The organism is Mangrovimonas sp. ST2L15 (assembly GCF_001280515.1).
GTDB classification, from domain to species: domain Bacteria; phylum Bacteroidota; class Bacteroidia; order Flavobacteriales; family Flavobacteriaceae; genus Mangrovimonas; species Mangrovimonas futianensis.
Genome location: NZ_LBIQ01000030.1, coordinates 823,120 through 846,524, shown reverse-complemented (window position 1 = coordinate 846,524; position 23,405 = coordinate 823,120). Strand labels below are relative to the sequence as shown.

The 23,405-nt window shown below is 37.5% G+C and carries 20 protein-coding genes; 8 read left to right on the top strand and 12 right to left on the bottom strand.

Annotation, left to right across the window (positions count from 1 at the left end):
* Positions 1-105: 105 nt before the first annotated feature.
* The 3 genes from ZA07_RS07600 to ZA07_RS07590 all read left to right on the top strand — a co-directional run bounded on the left by ZA07_RS07600 (position 106) and on the right by ZA07_RS07590 (position 3,267).
* Positions 106-441, top strand: a complete 336-nt coding sequence (locus ZA07_RS07600; RefSeq protein ID WP_053971109.1) for a T9SS type A sorting domain-containing protein — start codon at positions 106-108, stop codon at positions 439-441.
* A gap of 108 nt (positions 442-549) precedes the next feature.
* Positions 550-2,217: a T9SS type A sorting domain-containing protein gene (locus ZA07_RS07595; RefSeq protein ID WP_053971108.1), complete on the top strand. Its 1,668-nt coding sequence runs from the start codon at positions 550-552 to the stop codon at positions 2,215-2,217.
* 72 nt (positions 2,218-2,289) lie between these two features.
* Positions 2,290-3,267: an acyltransferase gene (locus tag ZA07_RS07590; RefSeq protein ID WP_053971107.1), complete on the top strand. Its 978-nt coding sequence runs from the start codon at positions 2,290-2,292 to the stop codon at positions 3,265-3,267.
* A gap of 128 nt (positions 3,268-3,395) precedes the next feature.
* On the opposite strand, the gene tyrS is transcribed toward ZA07_RS07590, so the two are convergent.
* The gene (gene tyrS / locus ZA07_RS07585) at positions 3,396-4,703 is read right to left on the bottom strand and encodes a tyrosine--tRNA ligase (protein ID WP_053971106.1); all 1,308 of its coding nucleotides are present in this window, start codon (positions 4,701-4,703) and stop codon (positions 3,396-3,398) included.
* Here tyrS and ZA07_RS07580 point away from each other — a divergent pair.
* Positions 4,702-5,799: an NAD-dependent epimerase/dehydratase family protein gene (locus tag ZA07_RS07580; RefSeq protein ID WP_369793501.1), complete on the top strand. Its 1,098-nt coding sequence runs from the start codon at positions 4,702-4,704 to the stop codon at positions 5,797-5,799. The genes tyrS and ZA07_RS07580 overlap by 2 nt on opposite strands.
* On the opposite strand, the gene ZA07_RS07575 is transcribed toward ZA07_RS07580, so the two are convergent.
* The 3 genes from ZA07_RS07575 to ZA07_RS07565 are packed head-to-tail and all read right to left on the bottom strand — an operon-like array spanning position 5,785 to position 8,353.
* Positions 5,785-6,282, bottom strand: a complete 498-nt coding sequence (locus ZA07_RS07575) for a DUF4296 domain-containing protein (protein WP_053971105.1) — start codon at positions 6,280-6,282, stop codon at positions 5,785-5,787. The two genes, ZA07_RS07580 and ZA07_RS07575, sit on opposite strands and share 15 nt — an antisense overlap.
* A complete protein-coding gene (locus ZA07_RS07570) occupies positions 6,279-7,625 on the bottom strand; it encodes a dihydroorotase (protein ID WP_053971104.1) in 1,347 nt (448 codons plus the stop codon). The genes ZA07_RS07575 and ZA07_RS07570 overlap by 4 nt, the downstream gene beginning before the upstream one ends.
* Positions 7,601-8,353 carry a polyprenol monophosphomannose synthase gene (locus ZA07_RS07565; protein ID WP_053971103.1) on the bottom strand — a complete coding sequence of 251 codons (753 nt, stop codon included), beginning with the start codon at positions 8,351-8,353 and terminating at the stop codon, positions 7,601-7,603. The genes ZA07_RS07570 and ZA07_RS07565 overlap by 25 nt, the downstream gene beginning before the upstream one ends.
* 105 nt (positions 8,354-8,458) lie before the next feature.
* Here ZA07_RS07565 and ZA07_RS07560 point away from each other — a divergent pair, with 105 nt between their 5' ends.
* Together ZA07_RS07560 and ZA07_RS07555 are read left to right on the top strand one after the other, a co-directional pair.
* Positions 8,459-9,115: a DUF4271 domain-containing protein gene (locus ZA07_RS07560; protein ID WP_053971102.1), complete on the top strand. Its 657-nt coding sequence runs from the start codon at positions 8,459-8,461 to the stop codon at positions 9,113-9,115.
* A gap of 14 nt (positions 9,116-9,129) precedes the next feature.
* Positions 9,130-9,879 (top strand): uroporphyrinogen-III synthase, encoded by a 750-nt coding sequence (locus tag ZA07_RS07555; protein ID WP_053971101.1) that lies wholly within the window; start codon positions 9,130-9,132, stop codon positions 9,877-9,879.
* 70 nt (positions 9,880-9,949) lie between these two features.
* Here ZA07_RS07555 and ZA07_RS07550 read toward each other — a convergent pair whose 3' ends face one another.
* The 3 genes from ZA07_RS07550 to ZA07_RS07540 form a co-directional block, all read right to left on the bottom strand.
* Positions 9,950-10,906, bottom strand: coding sequence for a T9SS type A sorting domain-containing protein (locus tag ZA07_RS07550; RefSeq protein ID WP_082316541.1), 957 nt, complete (start codon positions 10,904-10,906; stop codon positions 9,950-9,952).
* A gap of 102 nt (positions 10,907-11,008) precedes the next feature.
* Positions 11,009-12,625, bottom strand: coding sequence for a phosphoenolpyruvate carboxykinase (ATP) (pckA, locus tag ZA07_RS07545; RefSeq protein WP_053971099.1), 1,617 nt, complete (start codon positions 12,623-12,625; stop codon positions 11,009-11,011).
* A gap of 66 nt (positions 12,626-12,691) precedes the next feature.
* Positions 12,692-13,081: a DUF423 domain-containing protein gene (locus ZA07_RS07540; protein WP_053971098.1), complete on the bottom strand. Its 390-nt coding sequence runs from the start codon at positions 13,079-13,081 to the stop codon at positions 12,692-12,694.
* Positions 13,082-13,160: 79 nt separating this feature from the next.
* Here ZA07_RS07540 and ZA07_RS07535 point away from each other — a divergent pair, with 79 nt between their 5' ends.
* Positions 13,161-14,525, top strand: a complete 1,365-nt coding sequence (locus ZA07_RS07535; RefSeq protein WP_053971097.1) for a saccharopine dehydrogenase family protein — start codon at positions 13,161-13,163, stop codon at positions 14,523-14,525.
* 114 nt (positions 14,526-14,639) lie between these two features.
* Positions 14,640-15,113, top strand: a complete 474-nt coding sequence (locus ZA07_RS07530) for an Lrp/AsnC ligand binding domain-containing protein (protein WP_053971096.1) — start codon at positions 14,640-14,642, stop codon at positions 15,111-15,113.
* A gap of 47 nt (positions 15,114-15,160) precedes the next feature.
* Here the strand turns inward: ZA07_RS07530 and ZA07_RS07525 are convergent, their stop codons facing one another.
* The 5 genes from ZA07_RS07525 to leuS form a co-directional block, all read right to left on the bottom strand.
* The gene (locus tag ZA07_RS07525; protein ID WP_053971095.1) at positions 15,161-15,865 is read right to left on the bottom strand and encodes a Bax inhibitor-1 family protein; all 705 of its coding nucleotides are present in this window, start codon (positions 15,863-15,865) and stop codon (positions 15,161-15,163) included.
* A gap of 87 nt (positions 15,866-15,952) precedes the next feature.
* The gene (locus ZA07_RS07520) at positions 15,953-16,648 is read right to left on the bottom strand and encodes a zinc metallopeptidase (protein ID WP_053971094.1); all 696 of its coding nucleotides are present in this window, start codon (positions 16,646-16,648) and stop codon (positions 15,953-15,955) included.
* Between the two features lie 79 nt (positions 16,649-16,727).
* Complete coding sequence (gene ald, locus ZA07_RS07515; protein WP_053972085.1) at positions 16,728-17,828, bottom strand: alanine dehydrogenase; 1,101 nt, start codon at positions 17,826-17,828, stop codon at positions 16,728-16,730.
* 246 nt (positions 17,829-18,074) lie between these two features.
* A complete protein-coding gene (locus ZA07_RS07510; RefSeq protein WP_053971093.1) occupies positions 18,075-20,378 on the bottom strand; it encodes a type IA DNA topoisomerase in 2,304 nt (767 codons plus the stop codon).
* Between the two features lie 118 nt (positions 20,379-20,496).
* Entirely contained in the window at positions 20,497-23,313 is a 2,817-nt protein-coding gene (leuS, locus tag ZA07_RS07505) for a leucine--tRNA ligase (RefSeq protein WP_053971092.1), read from the bottom strand.
* Positions 23,314-23,405 lie beyond the last annotated feature (92 nt).

Below are 23,405 nucleotides of genomic sequence, written 5' to 3'. Positions count from 1 at the left end.
TACCTTACAACAAGTTAAAGAAAAAGGGCGTTTTAACGAATGTTATGATAATTTTGGTCTGATTTTTGAATTATTTTATTACATTTAATTGAATAATTTTTCCCAATGAAGCAGTTTTACCTAATAACATTCTTTTGTGTGGTCTTTTCTCTAAGTGGTTTCTCCCAAACTACTGAGAAGTATATGGCGGCCAAACAAGATACGGATCTAGCAGAAAATTTAACGCTATATCCCAATCCTGCTAGTCATGGAAAAGTTTATATCTCCTCTAAAAACAACAAGGTTAAAAAAATTGAAATTTTCAATGTTTTAGGAAAATTGATTTTATCCACCACGCAATTAGGTAACGAACTCAATATTTCCAAGTTAAAGGCAGGTGCCTATATTGTGAAAATTTCCGAAGAAAGCCTAACAGTGACTAGGAAACTTATAGTTCGCTAAAACCCTTATGTTATATTAACGTAAAAACTGACATAAACCTACTTCTCAGGTAGATTTTACTCATAATAATCTTTATATTTGTTTTTCAACATATTAAATCAATAATCTATGAGAAAAATTTACTTATTATTAATTCTACTTATTACCTCTGCGGTTTCGTTTGGACAGGAAGTTCTTGTTAACGGGGACTTTGAGTCTTGGGATGATACCACAACTCCAACAGGATGGACTCATATTGAAAGTGCAGAACAAGAATCTACAGAAGTGCATGGAGGTACTTACTCCGTAAAGCACACTGGTGGGACAAGTGATTTGGGCCAATTAATTACAGGAATTACTCCTGGAGAAACCTATACATTAAGTATTTGGTATATGGTTCAATCCGGTACAGGTGATGGATCGGATGCTAGACTATGGTCAAAATGGTCAACAGATGGATCCTATGACAACACTACGGATGCAGATGTTTTACAAGGACCAGGAGGCGGATATTTAGACAATAACAACTTCCAATGGACGCAATACACCACAACTGTAACTGCCCCTGCAGGAGCTAACGAATTTTATTTTGAGGTTAGAACATATTCAGGAGCTATCACATTTTGGGATGATTTCTCCTTCTTTCAAGAAGCTGAAGGAACCCCGACATTAAGTATTACATCTCCTACTAACGGCGCATCAGTTGTTGGTCCCGATGTGGACGTTGAATTATCAGTTCAAAATTTTGAAGTTGGAGCTACTAATGCTGGATTGGATGGACACATTCATTATTCTTTAGATGCTGGTGGTACGGTTATGGTATATGACACAGATCCTATTGCATTAACTGGACTTGCTGATGGTGAGCATACAGTAGATGTTTGGTTAGTAGACAACACACATACTCCTTTAGACCCACCAGTTGAGGCTTCTGTTACTTTTACTGTGACTTCTATTACTGAGGTAGCTGACCTTGCTACTTTAAGAGCTTCTGCCGAAGGTGGAATCTATGAAGTGACTGGTGAAGTTATTGTCACCTTTGTAACAGGAAACAATAGAAACCAAATTTTCATCCAAGATGCGACTGCTGGTATGCTAATTGATGATAATGCAGGAACTATTACTACTGCCTATATGGATGGAGATGGTATAACAGGTCTTACAGGACAATTGGGTAGCTATGCAGACGTACTTCAATTTGTGCCCACTGAAGATCCAGGTGCAGCTACTTCTTCTGCCAACAGTATCTCTCCTCAAATGGTAACATTGACTGATTTGGAAAATAATTTAGACATGTACGAATCAGAATTAGTTATGATTAATGGTGTTACTTTTGCAGATGGCGATGGCACAACTACTTTTTCTTCGAGTACCAATTATGATATCTCTGATAGCACTTCTTCTGCTTTTGTGTTTAGAACCAATTATCCAAATGATAACTTGGATGGAGAATTAATTCCTAATACTCCTGTAAATATCATGACTCTTGCAGGTGAATTTTTTGGAACTCCTCAAGTATATCCAACGGGAGCAGATTATTTATTATCAGTAAACGAAATCAATTCTCTAAGTACTCTAAGTATGTATCCTAATCCAGTTTTAGGAAACCAGGTAACCATTCAAACTCAAGGTAATGGTACTATTTCTGTTTCAGTATTTGACGTATTAGGGAAAAATGTATTGAACAAAGAAATTTCTAATAACACATTAAATGTTTCAAGCTTAAAGTCTGGAATTTATTTGATTAGAATTTCTCAAAACGGGTTTAACACAACTAAGAAATTAGTAGTTAAATAAAAGAAGCACAACCTAATTTTTATAAGCACTGCCTATTGGCAGTGCTTTTTTATTTTCAATACTTTTGTGAACATGGATCCCGCTACTATTTTTAATATTAATTCCCTTACCCACTTTGAGCAAAAGGCTCTGGAAGTGTTTAAATATCAATTTCAAAACAATAAAGTTTATAGGTCATTTTGCGATCTACTCTATAAGAATCCAGCGGATGTGAACTGCATAGAGGATATTCCTTTTCTACCTATATCTTTTTTTAAAACAAGAGAAGTAACTACCACTCCGGGAGTCAAAGACATTATCTTTACAAGCTCCGGCACTACAGGCTCTTCTACCAGCAAGCATTATGTTTCTGATATTTCATGCTACATTGAAAGTTTTAGAAAAGGATTTCAGCATTTCTATGGGAATTTTGAAGATTATACAATTCTTGCTCTCTTACCTTCCTATTTAGAACGAGAAGGCTCCTCACTCATATACATGGTTGAAGACCTTATTAAAAACTCCAAAAAGGAGAATAGTGGGTTCTATTTGGATGATTTAAAAAAATTAGCACACACTTTAAACCAATTGGATGCCCAAAGAGAAAAAACATTGTTAATAGGTGTTTCTTTTGCACTGTTAGATTTGGTTGAAAAGTACTCCTTCAATCTTCAAAACACCATTATCATGGAAACAGGGGGAATGAAAGGACGTCGCAAAGAATTGATTCGCGAGGAATTACATGCCATCTTGGAAAAAGGATTTGGCGTTAAAGAAATTCATAGTGAATATGGCATGACCGAATTATTAAGCCAAGGATATTCTAAAGGGAATGGAATTTTTAATTGCCCCCCTTGGATGAAAGTTCTAACCAGAGATCCAGAAGACGCTCTTACCATTCAAAACCATGGCAAAACTGGAGGTATCAATGTGATTGATCTTGCTAATTATCACTCTTGCTCCTTTATTGCCACCCAAGATTTAGGAAAAACACATAAAGATGGAAGTTTTGAAGTTATAGGCCGATTTGATCATTCAGATATTAGGGGATGTAACCTTCTAATCTTGTAAGGAATTAATTTTCCAATCGACTAATAACATGCTTTCATGGAAAAGAAATTGATTTTTAAGTTGGTTAGAAAGCAAAGCGCCTGAAGATTTATAACTCAGGCGCTTTTATAGTTATTGATACGGCTTAATTAAACCGCCTTAATTATATAAGTATTTTTCTTCCCTTTATTTATAATAACATACCTATCATTGATCAAGTCATCACGGGTCAACAGATAGTCTTCCTTAACCTTCTCTTTATTGACAGCAATAGCATTTTCTTTCAAGGATCTTCTAGCTTCACCATTGGAGGCCAAAAACTCCGTTTTTGCAGCCAAAGCACCAATCATATCAACCCCTTCATCAAAATCTGAAATCGGTAATTCGGCTTGAGGCACACCTTCAAACACGTCTAAGAAAGTCTTTTCATCCAAAGTTTGAATATCTTGTTTAAAGGATTTACTGAACAAAATATTTGAAGCTTTTTCAGCTGTTTCAAAGGCTTCTTTGGAATGCACAAAAGTAGTCACTTCCTCTGCCAATCTTTTTTGTAAGATTCTATAATGAGGAGCTTCCTGATGGGCTTCAACCAATCCTGCAATAGTAGCTCTATCCAAAAAGGTGAAAATCTTGATATACTTTTCCGCATCTTCATCAGAAGTATTCAACCAAAATTGATAAAACTTATAAACGGATGTTTTTTCAGGGTCCAACCATACGTTACCTCCTTCACTCTTCCCAAATTTAGAGCCATCTGCTTTAGTTATCAACGGACAGGTCATAGCAAATGCCTTTGTCTCTTCTCCCACATTCATTCTTCTCACCAACTCGGTACCGGTAGTTATATTTCCCCATTGATCACTCCCTCCCATTTGAAGCAAGCAATTGAAGTTTTGGTGCAAATAATAAAAGTCGTAACCTTGTATGAGTTGATAAGTGAATTCCGTAAAAGACATACCTACACTACCCTCTTCCCCCGACAAACGTTTTTTAACAGAATCCTTGGCCATCATATAATTAACCGTGATTCGTTTTCCTACATCCCGAGCAAAATCTATAAACGAGAAGTCCTTCATCCAATCGTAGTTATTGACTAAAACAGGAGCATTTTCATCCTTAGAATCAAAATCCAAAAACCTAGAGAGCACGCCTTTAATACCTTCAACATTATGGTTTAAGGTAGCTTCATCCAATAAATTTCTTTCATCACTCTTCCCAGATGGGTCACCAATCATGCCAGTAGCACCTCCTACTAAGGCAATAGGTCTATGTCCAAAATTCTTAAGGTGCACCAACAAAATAATAGGCACCAAACTACCAATATGTAAAGAATCAGAGGTTGGATCAAAGCCGATATAAGCTGTTGTCATTTCCTTATTAAGTTGCTCCTCCGTTCCAGGCATGATATCATGAACCATTCCTCGCCAACGTAATTCTTCTACGATTGAATTTGACATGTATAAAATTTTAAAATTTAATTGGAGCAAAGATAAAAATACAACAAGAATTACTGAGCCTTTCAATAGAATTCTTTACTTTAGTTTCATGATTTTGGTAACTGGCGGAACAGGGTTAGTAGGCGCTCATCTAATTTACCATCTAGTAAAAAAGGGGGAACGTGTAAGAGCTATTTTCAGAAGTGAGAACAAGCTCTCTGTTACCAAAAAAGTGTTCTCTTACTACGAATCCAACTTCGAACTTTTATGGAACCAAATAGATTGGGTTCATGCCGACCTATTGGATATTCCAAAACTTTCTGCGGCATTCAAAAATATTGAATATGTTTACCACTGTGCAGCCATGGTCTCCTTTGACCCTGATTGTTATCACCAACTTCGGAAAACCAATATAGAAGGTACTGCCAACATTGTTAACCTCTGTATTGCAAATAACATAAAAAAAATATGTTATGTGAGCTCTGTTGCCACCTTGGGTAAAACTCCAAATAACACTCCAATAACTGAAGAGACTGCTTGGAATCCAGAGGCAGATAACAATGTTTATGCTATAACCAAGTATGGTGCAGAAATAGAAGTATGGCGTGGGACCCAAGAAGGTTTAAACGCAGTTATTGTAAATCCAGGAGTCATTCTTGGCGGCGGAAATTGGGATCAAGGAAGTGGTATCATTTTCAAAAAAGCCTTTGAAGGAAATAAATATTACACCAAAGGAGGCACTGGTTATGTAGACGTTCAGGATGTGGTTAACATTATGATGCATTTGATGTCGAGCAACCTACAAAATGAGACTTACATTTTAGTTGCGCACCATTTGTCCTCTCATGACATTTTATCCAAAATTTCAACCTATTTAAAAATACCAAAACCAACTAAAGAGGTATCCCAATGGATGTTGGAGATTGGCTGGCGAATGGATTGGTTAAAAACGAAATTAACAGGAAAAGAACGCCTACTAACCAAGCAACTGGCCAAAACTTTAAATACGCCAAGCTTCTACAGTAATTCTAAAATAGTCCAGGAATTGAATTATGAATTCACCCCCATTGACCAGACCATTCAACGGGTATGCAATGAGTTTTTAATTGACAATTGAGTCAGTCGTTTTGAACACATCCTTTTTATCAATCTGCTCCCTACCCAGTAACTGATTTAAACTGTCGGATTTAGCAGGCTGGATAGTTTTAATTTCCTTTATAGTATCCTGTTTTCTTCTGAATCTTTCTTCCTCCTTTTTCATCTCTTCACTCAACCCCTTCCTGATCACATCCAAACTATCCATTACCTTTTGAATTATTTCATCATAGTCATCTACACGGTAAGCATAGTAATTATTATTCTCTACAAATTGCAGGCTATCTATTTGGTACTTTTTGTAAATGTATTGATCGGGGACTATCCCATTGTTTTCCAACATTTTTTTATTAACTCCTTTGGCAGAATTTACAAGGGCTAAATCTAAAAGTATATGCGCCATTTGCTCCTTTGACAGTAAGTTTTCTGGTTCTTCAGGCATTTTAACATCATGACAACCCAAAAAAACTGCTAATACCAAGAATAAGAGCGCCCCTTTTTTCATCTATTGAATGTTAATCTTTTAGCAAACCTTGTTTCATTTACCTTGGAGCTTTCATAAGCCACATTACCATTCAATAAGGTATGAGTAATACGGGACTTAAAAGTGACCCCTTCAAAAGGTGACCAACCACATTTGTATAAAATATTAGATTTATTGACGGTCCATGGATTGGCAGGATTTACCACCACCAAATCAGCATAGTATCCTTCTCTAATAAACCCTCTTTTTTCAACTTCAAACAGAATCGCTGGATTGTGACACATTTTTTCTACCAATTTCTCCAGAGATATTTTACCGCGATGATACATCTCAAACATGGCTACCAAAGCATGTTGAACCAAAGGCCCGCCTGATGGTGCTTGGGTGTATACATTATTTTTTTCTTCCCAAGTATGTGGAGCATGATCTGTGGCAATAACATCTATTCGATCATCCAATAATGCCTTCCAAAGTTCATCCCTATCCTTTGCGGTTTTAACTGCCGGATTCCATTTAATTAATGTCCCTTTCTTTTCATAATCTTCATCAGTAAACCAAAGATGGTGAATACAAACCTCGGCCGTAATTTTTTTCTCCTTTAAAGGTAATTTGTTTGAGAATAACTTGGTTTCCCTTCCTGTTGACAAATGGAATACATGTAGTCTAGCACCTGTTTTCTTCGCCAATTCAATCGCCTTTGAAGAAGACAAATAACAAGCTTCCTCACTCCTGATTTTGGGATGCATCTCCATTGGAATGTCATCGCCATACTCTTTAAGATAAGCTTCAAGATTATTCTTAATGGTTTGCTCATCTTCACAATGCACAGAAATAACCATATCGGTGCTTGAAAATATTTTTTCTAAAACCTCAGGATTATCCACCAACATATTCCCAGTAGAAGACCCTAAAAACAACTTTAATCCAGCTACATCTTTGGGATCTACCTTTAAAATTTCATCAAGATTATCGTTAGTTCCTCCAAACATAAAAGAGTAATTGGCATAAGAACTTTTTGAGGCAATTCTGAATTTTTCTTCCATCGCCTCAAGATTTACAGTTTGTGGATTGGTATTAGGCATTTCCACAAATGAAGTAATACCACCCGCAATGGCGGCTTTAGACTCTGTTTCTATTGTAGCTTTATGGGTCAACCCAGGTTCCCTAAAATGGACTTGGTCATCAATAACCCCGGGCATAACATAATTACCTTCCACATCTATCACCTTAACCTGTGCAGATTTGGCACTGATACTGCTATCTATTTCCTTTATGAAGGCATCCTCAATTAAAATATCACCATCAAAAATTTTCCCTTCATTTATGATTCGAGCATTCTTTAAAAGAATAGTGTTCTTTGCCATGTTTTTTTATGATTGAAAATACTTTTTAATTTCATTTTTATTACCCCAAAAATAGCTTCAGAAATAATTCCTTTACTCATTTTTGATTTCCCTTTGGTTCTATCTGTAAAAATAACAGGAACCTCAACAATTTCATACCCTAATAAATGGGTTTTAAACTTCATCTCAATTTGAAAGGCATACCCAACAAATTCTATCTTATCCAAATTTATGGATTCCAAAACTTCTCTTCTATAACAAACAAACCCAGCAGTTGTGTCGTGTATTTCCATCCCGGTAACAAAGCGCACATACTTGGAGGCAAAATAAGACAGTAGAATTCTACTCATAGGCCAATTCACCACATTTACACCAACTACATATCGCGACCCGATGGACAAATCGGCTCCTTTTGAACTACATGCCTCATAGAGCCTCACCAAATCGTTTGGATTATGCGAAAAATCGGCATCCATTTCAAAAATATAATGATAGTCCTTCTGGAGTGCCCATTTAAACCCTTCAATATAGGCCGTACCTAACCCGGTTTTACCTTCCCGTTCCAATAAGAACAGCTGATTATGAAACTCTTCTTGAAGTTCCTTTACCTTGTAACCAGTCATATCAGGTGAGTTATCATCAACTACCAAAATATGAAACTCCTTATTCTGTGAAAAAACAGCACGGATAACGGCTTCAATATTTTCAATTTCGTTAAAGGTAGGTATGATCACTAAGGCGTCCGCCATTGACAAGGAATTTTCAGCAAATGTAAGTTAATTATTATTGATGACTTTTTAAATATTACTTAAATTAAAAAGACCGGTATCAAAATTTTGTAATAATTTTAAACCATGCTAAGAGATTATGACACGCATGACTTATTTACCATCCTTCTGGTAACAGGAATTATTTTGGTAGCTGCCTCCAAATTGTTTTTTGAAAGGAGGTTTAACCAGTTTATAGGAATTTTTGTAAGCTCAACTTACCTCAAGGTCTATGAAAAAAATCAAAAGTTTTTTGATTACTTCGACAGCTTGTTATTTGTCAACCTCATTTTCTCCCTAGCTATTTTTATTTGGATCACACTTAATACAGTTTTTGAACCCATTGAAATATCTGCAAATAATCTTCTTAGGCTTATTTTGGCAATCAGTGTATTTATTTTGGTAAAGGTGCTTATAGAAAGGTTGGTGGCAAGTATATTCAACATCGACAAACTGATCGACGAATACCTTTTTCAAAAAATTTCCTACAAAAACTTTTTGGGTATTCTATTAGTCCCCATAAATGCCGTTTTATTATACAGTTTGACACCCAATAAAACCATCATTCTTATTGTTATTGCCCTCCTGTTTTTAGTCAATTTAGTAGGCCTAATCACCTCTTACAAATCACATCAAAGTTTAATTAAAAAGGAATTCTTTTATTTTATTTTGTATCTTTGCGCACTTGAAATCGGACCTTATCTGATTTTATACAAGTTGTTTATTGAAACTGCAAAAGCATAAAACTGACTTATCCTATGAAAGTGAAAACAATTTTAGTGTCTCAACCCGAACCTAAAATAGAAAATTCGCCCTATTTTGATCTACAAGAGAAACAAAAAGTTAAAATTGATTTTAGACCCTTTATTCATGTCGAAGGTGTAGAAGCCAAAGAAATTAGACATCAAAAGGTCGACCTCAACAATTATTCGGCTATTATTCTTACGAGTAGAAATGCTGTGGACCATTTCTTCAGAGTAGCGGAAGAAATGCGCTTTAAGGTTCCTGATACCATGAAATATTTTTGTCAATCTGAGGCTGTTGCTTACTATTTGCAAAAATATGTGGTTTACAGAAAACGTAAAATTTATGTAGGTAAGAGAACGTTTGCTGAATTATCTCCTTTAATCAAAAAATATAAGGACGAAAAATTCTTACTTCCTACCACCGACAAATTGAAGCCTGAAGTCCCTGAAATTCTAAACAATTTGGGAATTGATTGGAAAGAAGCTATTTTTTATAGAACCGTGATCAGTGATTTATCTGATCTAGCTAATGTTTATTACGATATCCTGGTTTTCTTTAGTCCTTCAGGAATTGAATCCCTATTTCACAATTTCCCTGATTTCAAACAAAATAACACGCGTTTAGCTGTTTTTGGGAATACCACTCTTAAAGCAGTAGAAGAAAAAGGATTGAGGGTTGATATTCAAGCACCCACTCCAGAGACGCCTTCTATGACAATGGCGCTTGAGAAATACATTAATGAAGTAAACAAAAAGAAGTAAGTTTTTGACTTATTCAAAATAAAAAGCGACTACTTAAAGTAGTCGCTTTTTTTATGACATATGATTTTCCTTATTGAATGACCAGCTTCTTAATTTCCATATGGTCATCTACAAACAACTTGGCCATGTAGATCCCATCTGAAAGATGAGACATATTTATGGCATTACTCCCTTCTAACAATTCACTAGAATGCACCAGTTTCCCTGTAACACTATAAATTTCAAGTTGAGCAGTTTGGTTTCCATTTAAACGAACATTTAGATTATTACTAACCGGATTAGGATACACTTGGAATCCTATTTCATTATCTACCTCTGATACAGATAGAGTGCATTCAGAGGATTCACTCATTAAAGTTGTTTGTGCATCTATGGTCCATCCAGACAAATATGCAGCACTAGGGTCATCAACAAACAAGCAGCTTAAGTTTCCATTAAAATCAGTATCAAATGAGGTGATATTAGCATTGTTTCCATTCCTTAAATCTATCAAAATTAAACTCGATCCGCCACCATTATTGTAAGCATCCAGAGTAACTAAATTGATATTTAAGCTCAAGTCAAGGGTAATTAAATTATTAGCTCTAACATTTAAATTTTGCAACGCAAAATTAGAACTCAAATCCAGGCTATTTATAGCGGCATCTGGCATGTATAAATCTGTCAAATCAAACAAGCCAGCGACATCAATGCTTTCCAAAGAAGAACAGCTCTCACATGAAATAGATTCCAATTGGGGCAAGACCGAAAAATCAGCAAATTCCAAATTAGCATTATAACCCAAAATAATACCCGTAATGTTATCAAATGCCTCAATACCTGATAAATCTGTAATATCAAAGTTCTCAATATTCAAAACCTCAGTAAAGGCCGAAGCCGTTGCAGTCGGTATTTGGTTGTCATTGGGGATGTCGTCAAAAAAAGCCAAGGCTAATTCTAAATTAGAATCTGGTATAGCCGTATACTGGCAAACACCAGAAAAACCAAAGCTTAATAAAGTCATAAATAATAGTAGTTTTTGTTTCATAGGATAAATTGGTTAATAGTTTGTCTTCTTAAACTTACCAATTTTTTAACATAAACAAAAAAAAATCAGATGAACAACATCTGATTTTTAGGTATTTGCATCTTAAAAGCTATATCGCTGTGGCCCCCCCCGTCTGATTTCTTCACTGGCAAAAGATTCAAATTTTTTGAAATTTTCCCTAAAAGCATTTGAAAGTTTAAAAGCTGTTGTATAATACGCTTTGTCATTATTCCAAGTAGTTCTTGGACTTAAAACTTCAGATGGTACTCCTGGACAATGTCTAGGTTGTGCCACCCCAAATACAGAATGAATATGGTAATCGTCATAATTGTATAATCCCAAATCACCATTTAAAACGGCATTGATCATAGCTCTCGTATACTTCAATTTCATTCGGGTTCCTACACCATAAGGACCACCAGTCCAACCAGTATTGACCAACCAAACGTTAACACCAGCTTCCTTCATTTTCTTGCTCAACATTTCAGCGTACTTTGTTGGATGCAATGGCATAAAAGGCGCACCAAAACAAGCCGAGAAAGAAGGCTGGGGTTCTACAACGCCTGCCTCTGTACCCGCCACTTTAGCGGTATATCCCGAAATAAAATGGTAAGCAGCCTGAGCCGGAGTAAGCTTTGAAATTGGAGGTAAAACTCCAAAGGCATCAGCAGTAAGGAAAAAGATATTTTTTGGATTTTCACCAATAGACGGCTTTTTAATATTTTCTATGTGGTAAATAGGATAACTCACCCTTGTATTCTGAGTTATCGAGGTGTCTTCATAATCAACTTCACCATTTGAATCCAAAATAACATTTTCTAGAATAGCCCCCTTTTTAATCGCTTGAAAGATTTCAGGTTCATTTTCCTGTGACAAATTGATAACTTTAGCATAGCAACCGCCTTCAAAATTAAATACGGTATTTTCGTTAGTCCAACCATGCTCATCATCACCAATCAAACTTCTGTTCGGGTCAGTTGACAAAGTAGTTTTCCCTGTACCAGATAGACCAAAGAAAATAGCAGTATCACCATCTTTCCCAACATTGGCACTACAGTGCATTGGAAGGGTATTTTTGAAAACAGGTAAAATAAAATTAAGTGCAGAGAAAATACCTTTTTTTATTTCCCCAGTATAACCAGTTCCTCCAATCAACGCTATCTTTCTTGTAAAATCCAAAATAGCAAAATTGTGTTGGCGTGTCCCGTCCACTTCAGGGTTAGCCATAAAACCGGGAGCATTGACCACAGTCCATTCTGGTGAGAAGTCTTCTAATTCTGTTTCATCAGGTCTTAAGAACATATTATAAGCAAACATATTGCTCCATGGATATTCATTAATGACGCGAATGTTCAATTTATAGTTAGGGTCTGCACAAGCATAGGCATCTCTCACGAAAATTTCCTTTCCTGAAAGGTAATCTACAACTTTGTCATATAGTTTTTGAAATTGATCAGAATCAAAAGGAATATTGATATTTCCCCACCAAACCTTGTCTTCTGTGATAGCATCCTTTACAATAAAACGATCTTTGGGAGACCTTCCCGTAAATTCACCTGTGTTAACTGCCAAAGTTCCATTTGCAGTTTCTACACCTTGTCCATTTTCAATAGTTACTTCTTGAAGTTCTTCTGGAGATAGTTGGTAATTTACCTGAGCATTCTTAATGCCATAGGGCTCTAACGAAATCGTTTTCGTTGTTTGGGTGTAATTAGCCATGAGTTTTTGTTTTGAATTGTTGGTACAAAGCTAAAACTTTATTTTTATATAGCTATTTTTAATGATTTAAACCTGTGACTTTTTTATAAAACCAACCAACATGACCACCCAAGCGGCTATTAATGCTGAACCTCCAACTGGTGTGATAAGAGCAATGGTTTTGAAATTAAAGGCAGACATCTCATTTGTAGCCAAACCATAAATAGATCCAGAAAAAAAGATAATGCCGACAAGGATTAAAATAAAAATGGTTTTCTTAGTCTTAGCTTCTAAAATATTGGTCCCACCAACAAATAAAAGCAATATCGCGTGATACATTTGGTAGCGCACACCTGTTTCAAATGTAGTTAGTTGATCGGGACTTAATACAGCTTTCAATCCATGGGCACCAAAAGCACCTAAAGCCACACTTAAGATTCCAAAAAGGGCTCCAGTTATTAAAATTTTCTGATTCATCTAAAAAAGTATTTTAGGTTTTTATTGCTCATTCAATTCACTAAATTCGTGAACACAAAATTACTCAACTTAACTAATTATGCGAAAAATATTGGTCATTGGTTCAGGCAAATCATCGTCTTACTTGATAAAATATCTGCTTGACAAATCCGAAGAAGAAAATCTACTCATCATTGTTGGCGACAAAAATTTCAGTCATGCCCAAAAATTAGTACACAACCACAAAAACGGACAAGCCATTGTTTTTGACGTATTTGATAAACAAGTTCGTGAAAATGCCATTGAAAATGCAGATATCGTGGTCTCCATGCTACCAGCTAGATTTCACATTGAAGCCGCAAAAGATTGTATCAAATTCAACAAGAACATGGTAACCGCATCCTATGTAAGCGATGACATGCAAAATCTGGATAAAGCAGCAAAGGATAAGGGTCTTGTTTTCATGAATGAAATTGGTGTGGATCCAGGAATTGATCACATGAGCGCCATGAAAGTGATTGATACCATTCGAGATAAAGGCGGAAAAATGATTTTATTCGAATCCTTCACTGGGGGGCTGGTTGCGCCAGAAAGCGACAATAACCTATGGAACTATAAATTCACTTGGAACCCGAGAAACGTGGTCGTTGCAGGTCAAGGTGGCGCTGCTAAATTTCTGCAAGAAGGAACCTACAAGTACATCCCTTATAACCGTCTATTTAGAAGAACCGAATTTTTAGATGTTGAAGGCTACGGAAGATTTGAGGCCTATGCCAATAGAGACTCCCTAAAATACCAATCGGCCTATGGTCTTGATCAAGTTAAAACCTTATACCGTGGTACGATGAGACGAGTTGGTTTTTCTAGAGCCTGGAATATGTTTGTGCAACTGGGTATGACGGATGATAGTTACACCATAGAGGATAGTGAGAACATGACTTATAGAGATTTCGTAAATGCCTTTCTGCCATACAGTCCAACAGATTCTGTAGAACTCAAATTCAGACATCAATTGAAAATTGACCAAGACGATATTGTTTGGGATAAATTGGAAGAACTGGACATTTTTAGCCATTCCAAAAAAGTGGAACTCAGAGAAGCCACTCCGGCGCAAATACTTCAAAAGGTTTTAATGGACAGCTGGGACTTAGCTCCAGATGACAAAGATATGATTGTCATGTACCACAAATTTGGCTATGAACTTAACGGAAAAAAGCATCAAATAGACGCCACCATGGTTACCACCGGTGAAGATCAAACTTACACCGCCATGTCTAAAACGGTAGGCTTACCAGTAGCCATTGCTACACTCGCCATTTTGAACAAAAAGATAACCACACCAGGCGTTCAAATTCCCATAACAAAAGAAGTATACGACCCTATTTTAAAGGAATTAGAAACCTTTGATATTCGGTTCCATGAGTATGAAGTTCCTTATTTTGGCTATAATCCTTTAAACCTTTAGTGATAGATAGATGCCAATCTCATTCATTTTTTAAACAATTATTGTAAAACATTGATTTTAAGCTTTCATTTTAAAACTCAATGCTTACATTTACATTCCTAAAATTATACTATAGTGAAAGTTACAAATCAAAACCATATTGAAATCGATGGAATAGATAAACAAATCCTGCGCGCCCTTATGGAAGACGCAAGAACCCCTATCCTGGAAATAGCTCGACAAGTGGGTATTTCTGGCGCTGCTATTCATCAAAGATTGAGAAAATTAGAGAAGTCTGGTTTGCTTTCAGGATCCAAATTTATTATCAACCCCAAAGTATTAGGTTACACCACCATGGCTTTTATTGGTGTTTATTTAGATAAGGCCATGAACAACCCTGAGGCGGTGAAACAATTAAAAAAAGTACCTGAAGTTATTGAATGTCATTACACCACAGGTAACTGGAGTATTTTTATCAAAATATTATGTAAGGACAATGAACATTTAATGCATTTGTTGAATAAAGAAATTCAATCCATCCCGGGAGTTTCCCGAACGGAAACCTTTATTTCACTGCAGCAGCAAATTGACCGTCAAATTCAAGTATAAAAAAAAGCCCTTTTTGAAAGGGCTTTTTTAATTCTATAGATTTCTTTTTAGTCTCTACTCATAAAGATCTGAAGTATATACCAAAATAACAACATTAAAGAAGCAAACAATCCCAAAGCAGCCGGAATATAATCATCCGTCGAGTATTTATTCACCAAGTTAGAGGTTTGATACAAGATACTCCCTCCTGCCAGTAAACACATCGCAACAGAGAACCATAAACCTAAGTCAAACCCAAAGATGGCTCCTGCGGCAATTAATCCTAGAGCAATAAAAAAACCAATGGTTAAACCGGTTCTTAAAAAGGAAAAGTCCTTTTTGGTCACAAAAACAACAGCAGCCAGACCGGTAAACAATGATAAGGTGACAATAGCTGCTTGATTTAGCACCTTAGTCCCTTCAGGCAATAAATTGATTACAATATATAAGAGTGGAACAAAAATAAAAGCCTCAGCTAAAATATACAGACCAAAAGCCAAATACTGTTTATTTTTATCTTCACTTTTCATCGCCATATTTTCTGCATAATTGGTAATGAACATAAACCCACCCAACATCAATAACCAACGCCAACCTTGGGTCATAGACAAAGCGAAATTAATAATTGCATCACTTTGCAACAGTAAGTACTCAAAAAGAATAAAAACCAATACCCCTCCAGCCACATGGGCGTAGGTCTTTTTGTAAAATGCTACCCTATCGACAGCTGACAAATCACTTAATAACAATTTGTTTTCCATTTGATTTTCCATAAATAAGATTTAGTTAATTGAGGAGGTAATTTAGCAAAAAAAAAGTCGGAAAGAAAAATCCGACTTTCAATTTTTATATGTGACTTTTTAATCCCGTCTTCCAAATACCTGAAATGCCCAATACAATAAAGAAGCTAAGGCACCTATTGCCGCCACCAAATAGGTTCTGGCAGCCCATTTTAAAGCATCTTCAGCTCCAGCATATTCCTCTTGTGACAACATATTCTTGTTCTTTAACCAAGCCAAAGCTCGGTTACTCGCATCATATTCTACAGGAAGAGTTATAAAACTAAATAAGGTTGCAAATCCCATAAATGCCAATCCGGCAACGGCTATCCAGTAACCCAAGCCCATTCCGGCTCCTGCACCTAACACCAATCCACCAATGACCAACCATTGAGACATTCCAGAAGTAACACTTACAATAGGTACCAATGCAGAACGCATTCCTAATGCACTATATGCTTGTGCATGCTGAACCGCATGTCCACATTCGTGGGCAGCAACGGCAGCTGCCGCAGCATTCCTTTGCGAGTAAACCGATTCACTCAAGTTGACTGTCTTATTTTTTGGGTTGTAATGATCTGTCAATTGACCTGGTGTAGAAATAACTTGCACATCACGAATGCCATTATCCGCCAACATCTTTTCCGCAATCTCGCGTCCGCTCATTCCATTCCGAAGATGTACTTGCGAATATTTATGGAATTTTTGCTTCAGTTGATTACTCACCAACCAACTGACGAGCGCAATCGCTCCTAATAATATATAATAGCCTAACATACTCTCAATTTTTAAATATTAAAATTAGAGCAATTACAGCAAATAATGCGCCAAATTCTTGTTAAGAAATTTTGTCAGATTAAGCTGTCTTGGACTCCCATCCAAAGGCCTCAGCAATTTCATTGTAAACAACCTTTCCATGCACCACGTTCAAACCTTTTTGCAAGGACTCATCGGCTTCACAGGCCTTTTCCCATCCCATATTTGCCAATTTTAAAATATAAGGCAGAGTGACGTGGGTGAGGGCCAAGGTAGAAGTATAGGGAACCGCTCCGGGCATGTTAGCCACACAATAATGTACAATATCATCAATAATATAGGTCGGGTTTTCGTGGGTTGTGGGCTTAGTTGTTTCCATACAACCTCCTTGATCTACTGCCACATCCACTAATACGGTCCCAGGACGCATCAGTTTCAGCATCTCCCTAGTGATTAATTTAGGAGCTTTAGCGCCTTTTATCAAAACCCCACCAATAATCAAATCATGGGTTTGAATGTGCTTTTTAATATTGAATTTACTGGAATATTCAGTAACCACATGCGGAGGCATAATATCATTGATATATCTGAGACGTTTCATATTCACATCCATAATGGTCACATGAGCCCCTAAACCAGCCGCCATTTTTGCTGCTTGAACACCCACAACGCCGGCACCTAAAATGAGAACCTTCCCAGGTGTCACCCCAGGTACACCTCCTAACAAAACACCTCGTCCTTTAATAGGCTTTTCCAAATATTTGGCCCCTTGCTGAATAGCCATTCTACCAGCCACTTCAGACATGGGTGTCAATAAAGGCAACGTACCTTCCTCGTCCTCTACCGTTTCATAGGCAATACAAACGGCATTGCTTTTTAACATGGCTAAGGTTAGTGCTTCACTGGAAGCAAAATGAAAATAAGTAAACACAATTTGTTTTGGTTTCACCAAAGAATATTCGGAAGCAATGGGCTCTTTAACCTTCACAATCATATCAGCAATATCATAGACCTCCTCGATACTTTGCAGAATTTCTGCTCCTACTTCCTGATAATCTTCATCAAAAAATCCACTACCTTCTCCTGCAGTGGACTGAATATAAACCGAATGACCGCTATTGATTAATTCGAAAACCCCAGCGGGAGTCATCCCTACACGATTTTCATTGTTTTTGATCTCCTTTGGAACACCTATTTTCATGATTTCAAGATTTTTATATTCCAAAATTGGGTTTTTTATTTCATACCCCCAAACAAAAAAGGAGTCAGATTTCCTTTTTAACAATTTTACGAAAATGACCCCTATAAATTATAGGGTATTTTGTTTTTAGAGCTAAAATTATTGATTTTTTTGTTCCCCATACGAGTTAGGGATGACACGGTTTGAACTTGAAAGATTGCTGCTTTCGCAGGAATGACAAGTGGGTCCTGAATGATAAAAATAGGTTTATTTGTGCGAAGTTAAAATCTGATACACCAAAGCCTTGGTTGGTCTTTGATCCGCAATAGCTTTCCTTACGACATCAAAATCCACCTTAAAATCACAGCCCGATTTATAGGCACTACAACCATAGGCTGTTTTACCTTTTATGACGGTTCCTTTTTGGCACTTTGGGCACGCCAAAACATTTGCATCTGTTGAAGCCTTCTTTTTGACCGCTCCTTTCTTAGGTTCCAATTTCAACTTAAAGTTTTCATCAAACCGCAGTAAGCCTTCCACATTTCCGCCGTCTGCCTTAAAACCTTTTAAATTGACCGTAGATCCCTTTTGAAGCAATCGAATCCACTGCTTTTCGGATATCTTCTTGCCCATAAAACTAAAGGGCAACACAAAATCGCAACCAGACTTATAGCCACTACAGCCATAAGCGGTTTTCCCTTTCAGTAATTTGGCCTTTTGACATTTAGGGCAGTCCTCATTTAGAATCCCTGCTGCCTTTACTTTTTCAGCTTTGACCGCTCTATTTTTAACCACCATGGCTTGGGAAATATTAGCACGGGTGGTTTCACTACGCACCTCATACACCAAAGCATCTACCATGCGTTTCATATTTTTTATAAAAGCAGCGGCACTATACTCCCCTTTTTCAATGTCTTTCAATTGCTTTTCCCAAGAGCCCGTCAACTCGGCCGATTTCAACAAATCATTCTGGATGGTATCAATCAATTGAATACCGGTCACCGTGGGCAATACCTGTTTTTTATTTCGCTTTATGTACTTTCTTTTAAAAAGGGTTTCAATAATATTGGCGCGGGTAGATGGCCTTCCTATACCATTTTCTTTCATGAGATCCCGTAGCTCTTCATCATCCACTTGTTTACCTGCAGTTTCCATGGCTCGCAATAAGGAAGCTTCGGTAAACTGCCTAGGCGGTTTGGTTTCCTTTTCTAAAAACGAAAGCTCATGAGGCCCTTTTTCACCCTTTTCAAAGGTTGGTAAAATATCTGGTTCCTTTTCCTTGACGTCCGGATTTTCAAACACCACACGCCAACCTTTTTTTAAGATTTCCTTACCGGTAGCCTTAAACAAAATTTTAGCAGCATTTCCTGTAACCGTTGTATTAGAGACCGTGCAATCCTCATAAAACACAGCAATAAAACGTCGGGTAATGATGTCGTAAACTTGCTGTTGGTTATATGGCAAACTAGCCTCCATACCCGTGGGAATTATAGCATGGTGATCGGTTACCTTTTTATCGTTGAATACCTTTGTGGACTTTTTGATTTTCTTTCCCAGCAAGGGTTGCGTCAATGCTGAGTACTGCGTTAGTTTCCTTAGAATGCCTTCCACTTTGGGATAGATATCGCTTGGTAAAAAAGTTGTATCTACCCTAGGATAAGTCACAACCTTTCGTTCATATAAGGTTTGAACAATTTTCAAGGTTTCATCGGCTGAAAAACCAAATTTGGTATTGCAGTACACTTGCAAGCCAGTCAAATCAAAGAGCTTGGGTGCATATTCTTTCCCCTTTTTCTTTGAAACATCCTCAATTTCAAACTCACTTTCTTTGACTTGGTTTGCCAAAGCCTCTCCATCTTCCTTTTTTAAGAACCGGCCTTCCTCATAACTAAAAAGGGTATCGCGGTAGAGGGTCTGTAACTCCCAATAAGGCTGTGGCTTAAAATTTTCGATCTCCTTAAAACGATTAACCACCATGGCCAGGGTTGGGGTTTGCACCCGACCTATAGACAGCACTTGTTTGTACCCCCCATGCTTCAGGGTGTACAATCGGGTGGCATTCATACCCAACAACCAATCTCCAATAGCTCTAGAAAAACCAGCATAGTAAAGGTTGTCATAATCGGTAGCAGGTTTGAGATTATCAAAACCTTCTTTGATAGCCTCGGTGGTCAAAGATGAAATCCACAAGCGTTTTACCTCACCTTGATAATTAGCTTCATTCATCACCCAACGTTGTATCAATTCTCCCTCTTGGCCAGCATCCCCACAGTTGATAATCACCTCAGCTTTCTGAAATAACGACTTGACAATTTTAAACTGCTTTTGAATGCCCGAATTGGCTACCACCTTGGTTTCAAACTTCTCGGGAAGCATCGGTAAGTTGTTCAAATCCCAACTTTTCCAATGGGGTTTGTAATCATTAGGTTCTTTGAGGGTGCAAAGGTGACCAAACGTATAGGTCACTGCATACCCATTGCCTTCAAAATAGCCATCACGCTTGGTATTAGCTCCCAATACAGATGCTATTTCACGTGCGACACTTGGTTTCTCGGCAATACAAACTTTCATGAAAATGATTTACAAAGTGGGATGCAAAATAGGACTTTTAAAGAGTTTTCAAAAGATAGAACTCAAAAAATAAGGGCCATTAACATAGCCCTTATTTCTTATAATATGTTTAAGGATTTTATCCTACAATATTGACAATTTTACCAGGAACTACAATCACTTTTTTAGGGGTTCGACCTTGTAACTGCTCTTGGGTTTTATCATATTCCAATACAGCCTTTTCTATGTCTTCTTTGCTCATATCCATAGGAAGCTCCATGGTGAAACGCATTTTTCCATTAAAGGAAATAGGATAATTCTTGCTACTTTCCACCAAATGGGATTCGTCAAATTGAGGGAATGCTACCGTAGAAATACTGCCTTCATGTCCCAATTGGCTCCACAATTCTTCGGTGATATGAGGTGCATATGGCGAAATCAATACCAACAAAGGCTCCAATATCGCTCTACTGGTACATTTTTGAGCTGTCAACTCATTTACAGCAATCATAAAGGTCGAAACCGAGGTATTAAAAGAGAAATTTTCGATGTCTTCTTCTACCTTCTTAATGGTTTTATGCAAGGTCTTTAAACTGTCTTTAGACGGTTCAGCATCTGTGACCTTAATGCCATTGTCGTCTACATACAACTTCCAAAGTTTCTTCAAGAATCCATGAACCCCTGTAATACCAGCGGTATTCCAAGGCTTGTATTGTTCTAAAGGCCCCAAGAACATTTCGTACAATCTTAAACTGTCTGCCCCGTATTCTGTACAGATATTGTCTGGATTGACGACATTGTATTTGGACTTGGACATTTTTTCGACTTCGCGACCGACTTTAAAAGTTCCGTCTTCCGCGGTTATAAATTGAGCATCTTTAAATTCTGGACGCCAATTCCTAAAGGCATCAACATCCAACTCATCCGAAGCATTTACGAATGAAACATCAGCATGAATAGGTTGAACCGTTTGATCTTGAACCAAATCTTTAGAAACAAATTTATTTTCTCCTTCTATCCGATAAACAAACGCACTCGTCCCCAAAATCATACCTTGGTTAATGAGTTTTTTGGCAAACTCATCTACTTGCACATAACCACGGTCTTTTAAAAACTTGGTCCAGAAACGGGCATACAATAAATGGCCTGTAGCATGCTCGCTACCTCCAATATATAAATCCACATTCTGCCAATAGTCCAAAGCTTCTTTGCTAGCAAAAGCCTCATCATTATGCGCATCCATATACCTAAAGAAATACCACGAACTTCCAGCCCAACCCGGCATGGTGTTCAATTCCAATGGAAATATGGTTTTGTTATCAATCAACTCATTGTTAACTACCTCAGCAGTTTCGGTATTCCAAGCCCAAACATCGGCACGACCTAATGGCGGTTCGCCTTCTTCGGTTGGCAAATACTTTTCAACTTCTGGTAAAGTAATGGGTAAATGTTTAGCCTCAATCATTTGAGGCATCCCGTTCACATAATACACTGGGAAAGGTTCTCCCCAATAACGCTGACGGCTAAATACCGCATCACGCAAACGGTAATTGGTTTTTCCTTGTCCATGACCTAGTTTTTCAAGTTCCTCAATGGCTTTTTTGGTAGCTTGCTTGTAGTTTAATCCGTTGAGGAAATCACTATTCCCAATGACAGTGTTTTCTTTATCAGCAAACGCTTCTTCAGAAATATCCACGCCTTCAAAAATATTAGGAATCGCAATATTAAAATGCTTCGCAAAATCGTAATCTCTTTGATCCCCACATGGAACAGCCATGACAGCTCCAGTTCCATAACTCGCTAACACGTAGTCTCCAATCCAAATCGGTACCGGCTCTTTTGTAAATGGATGTTCAGCATAAGCACCCGTAAACACCCCCGATATGGTTTTTACATCCGCCATACGCTCACGTTCGCTGCGTTTGGCTGTTTTTTCTATATAGGCTTCTACCTCCGCTTGTTGTTCCGGCGTGGTGATTTTTGATACTAATTCGTGCTCTGGGGCCAAGGTCATAAAACTTACCCCAAAAATGGTATCAGGACGTGTGGTGAATACTTCAATAGTTTCGTCATGATTTTTAACATTGAAAACCACTGAAGCACCAACCGATTTCCCAATCCAATTACGTTGACTTTCTTTCAGAGAATCGGTCCAATCAATGGTTTCCAATCCTTGAAGCAAACGTTCTGCATAAGCCGAAATACGCATGCTCCATTGCGTCATTTTCTTTCTAACCACAGTATGACCACCTCTTTCAGAAACTCCATTGACTATTTCGTCATTCGCCAACACGGTTCCCAAAGCCGGACACCAGTTAACTTCGGTTTCCGCTAAGTAAGTCAATCTATATTTTAATAAGATTTCTTGCTGCTTTTCTGAAGACCAGCTGTTCCAATCTTCAGCAGAAAAACTCGGCGTATCCTCATCACAAACAGCATCTACTTTAGCATTTCCAGCACGCTCAAACTCTTTGATCAATTCTGAAATGTCTTCGGCCTTGTTATCGATATTGCAGTAATACGAGTTGAACAACTGAATGAAAATCCACTGCGTCCATTTGTAATAGTCTGGATTGCTGGTACGCACTTCACGTGACCAATCAAATGAAAATCCAATTTGATCCAACTGACGTCGATAAGTGGCAATGTTTTCCTCGGTAGTCACAGCAGGATGTTGCCCAGTCTGTATGGCATATTGCTCTGCTGGCAAACCAAAGCTATCATACCCTTGAGGGTGTAAGACATTAAAACCTTTATGGCGTTTGTAACGCGCATAAATATCAGAAGCGATATATCCTAGCGGATGCCCCACATGCAATCCCGCTCCAGAAGGATAAGGAAACATGTCTAAGACATAATACTTAGGTTTATCACTATGGTTTTCGGCTTTAAAAGTTTGGTTCTCGGCCCAGTATGCTTGCCATTTGGCTTCGATGTCGTTGAAATTGTATTTCATCGTTGAGTTTCTGCTTTTTAAAAGCGCAAATTTACGGTTAATATAACAATGTTGAAAGTTTAAACGTTGTAAAGGTTAGGTTAAGAGATTTC

Excerpts from the sequence above, each read along its gene's own strand:
- ZA07_RS07600 (WP_053971109.1), top strand. The coding sequence starts at position 106 with ATGAAGCAGTTTTACCTAATAACATTCTTTTGTGTGGTCTTTTCTCTA.
- ZA07_RS07595 (WP_053971108.1), top strand. The coding sequence starts at position 550 with ATGAGAAAAATTTACTTATTATTAATTCTACTTATTACCTCTGCGGTT.
- ZA07_RS07590 (WP_053971107.1), top strand. The coding sequence starts at position 2,290 with ATGGATCCCGCTACTATTTTTAATATTAATTCCCTTACCCACTTTGAG.
- ZA07_RS07580 (WP_369793501.1), top strand. The coding sequence starts at position 4,702 with ATGTATAAAATTTTAAAATTTAATTGGAGCAAAGATAAAAATACAACA.
- tyrS (WP_053971106.1), bottom strand. The coding sequence starts at position 4,703 with ATGTCAAATTCAATCGTAGAAGAATTACGTTGGCGAGGAATGGTTCAT.
- ZA07_RS07575 (WP_053971105.1), bottom strand. The coding sequence starts at position 6,282 with ATGAAAAAAGGGGCGCTCTTATTCTTGGTATTAGCAGTTTTTTTGGGT.
- ZA07_RS07570 (WP_053971104.1), bottom strand. The coding sequence starts at position 7,625 with ATGGCAAAGAACACTATTCTTTTAAAGAATGCTCGAATCATAAATGAA.
- ZA07_RS07565 (WP_053971103.1), bottom strand. The coding sequence starts at position 8,353 with ATGGCGGACGCCTTAGTGATCATACCTACCTTTAACGAAATTGAAAAT.
- ZA07_RS07560 (WP_053971102.1), top strand. The coding sequence starts at position 8,459 with ATGCTAAGAGATTATGACACGCATGACTTATTTACCATCCTTCTGGTA.
- ZA07_RS07555 (WP_053971101.1), top strand. The coding sequence starts at position 9,130 with ATGAAAGTGAAAACAATTTTAGTGTCTCAACCCGAACCTAAAATAGAA.
- ZA07_RS07550 (WP_082316541.1), bottom strand. The coding sequence starts at position 10,906 with ATGAAACAAAAACTACTATTATTTATGACTTTATTAAGCTTTGGTTTT.
- pckA (WP_053971099.1), bottom strand. The coding sequence starts at position 12,625 with ATGGCTAATTACACCCAAACAACGAAAACGATTTCGTTAGAGCCCTAT.
- ZA07_RS07540 (WP_053971098.1), bottom strand. The coding sequence starts at position 13,081 with ATGAATCAGAAAATTTTAATAACTGGAGCCCTTTTTGGAATCTTAAGT.
- ZA07_RS07535 (WP_053971097.1), top strand. The coding sequence starts at position 13,161 with ATGCGAAAAATATTGGTCATTGGTTCAGGCAAATCATCGTCTTACTTG.
- ZA07_RS07525 (WP_053971095.1), bottom strand. The coding sequence starts at position 15,865 with ATGGAAAATCAAATGGAAAACAAATTGTTATTAAGTGATTTGTCAGCT.
- ZA07_RS07520 (WP_053971094.1), bottom strand. The coding sequence starts at position 16,648 with ATGTTAGGCTATTATATATTATTAGGAGCGATTGCGCTCGTCAGTTGG.
- ald (WP_053972085.1), bottom strand. The coding sequence starts at position 17,828 with ATGAAAATAGGTGTTCCAAAGGAGATCAAAAACAATGAAAATCGTGTA.
- ZA07_RS07510 (WP_053971093.1), bottom strand. The coding sequence starts at position 20,378 with ATGAAAGTTTGTATTGCCGAGAAACCAAGTGTCGCACGTGAAATAGCA.
- leuS (WP_053971092.1), bottom strand. The coding sequence starts at position 23,313 with ATGAAATACAATTTCAACGACATCGAAGCCAAATGGCAAGCATACTGG.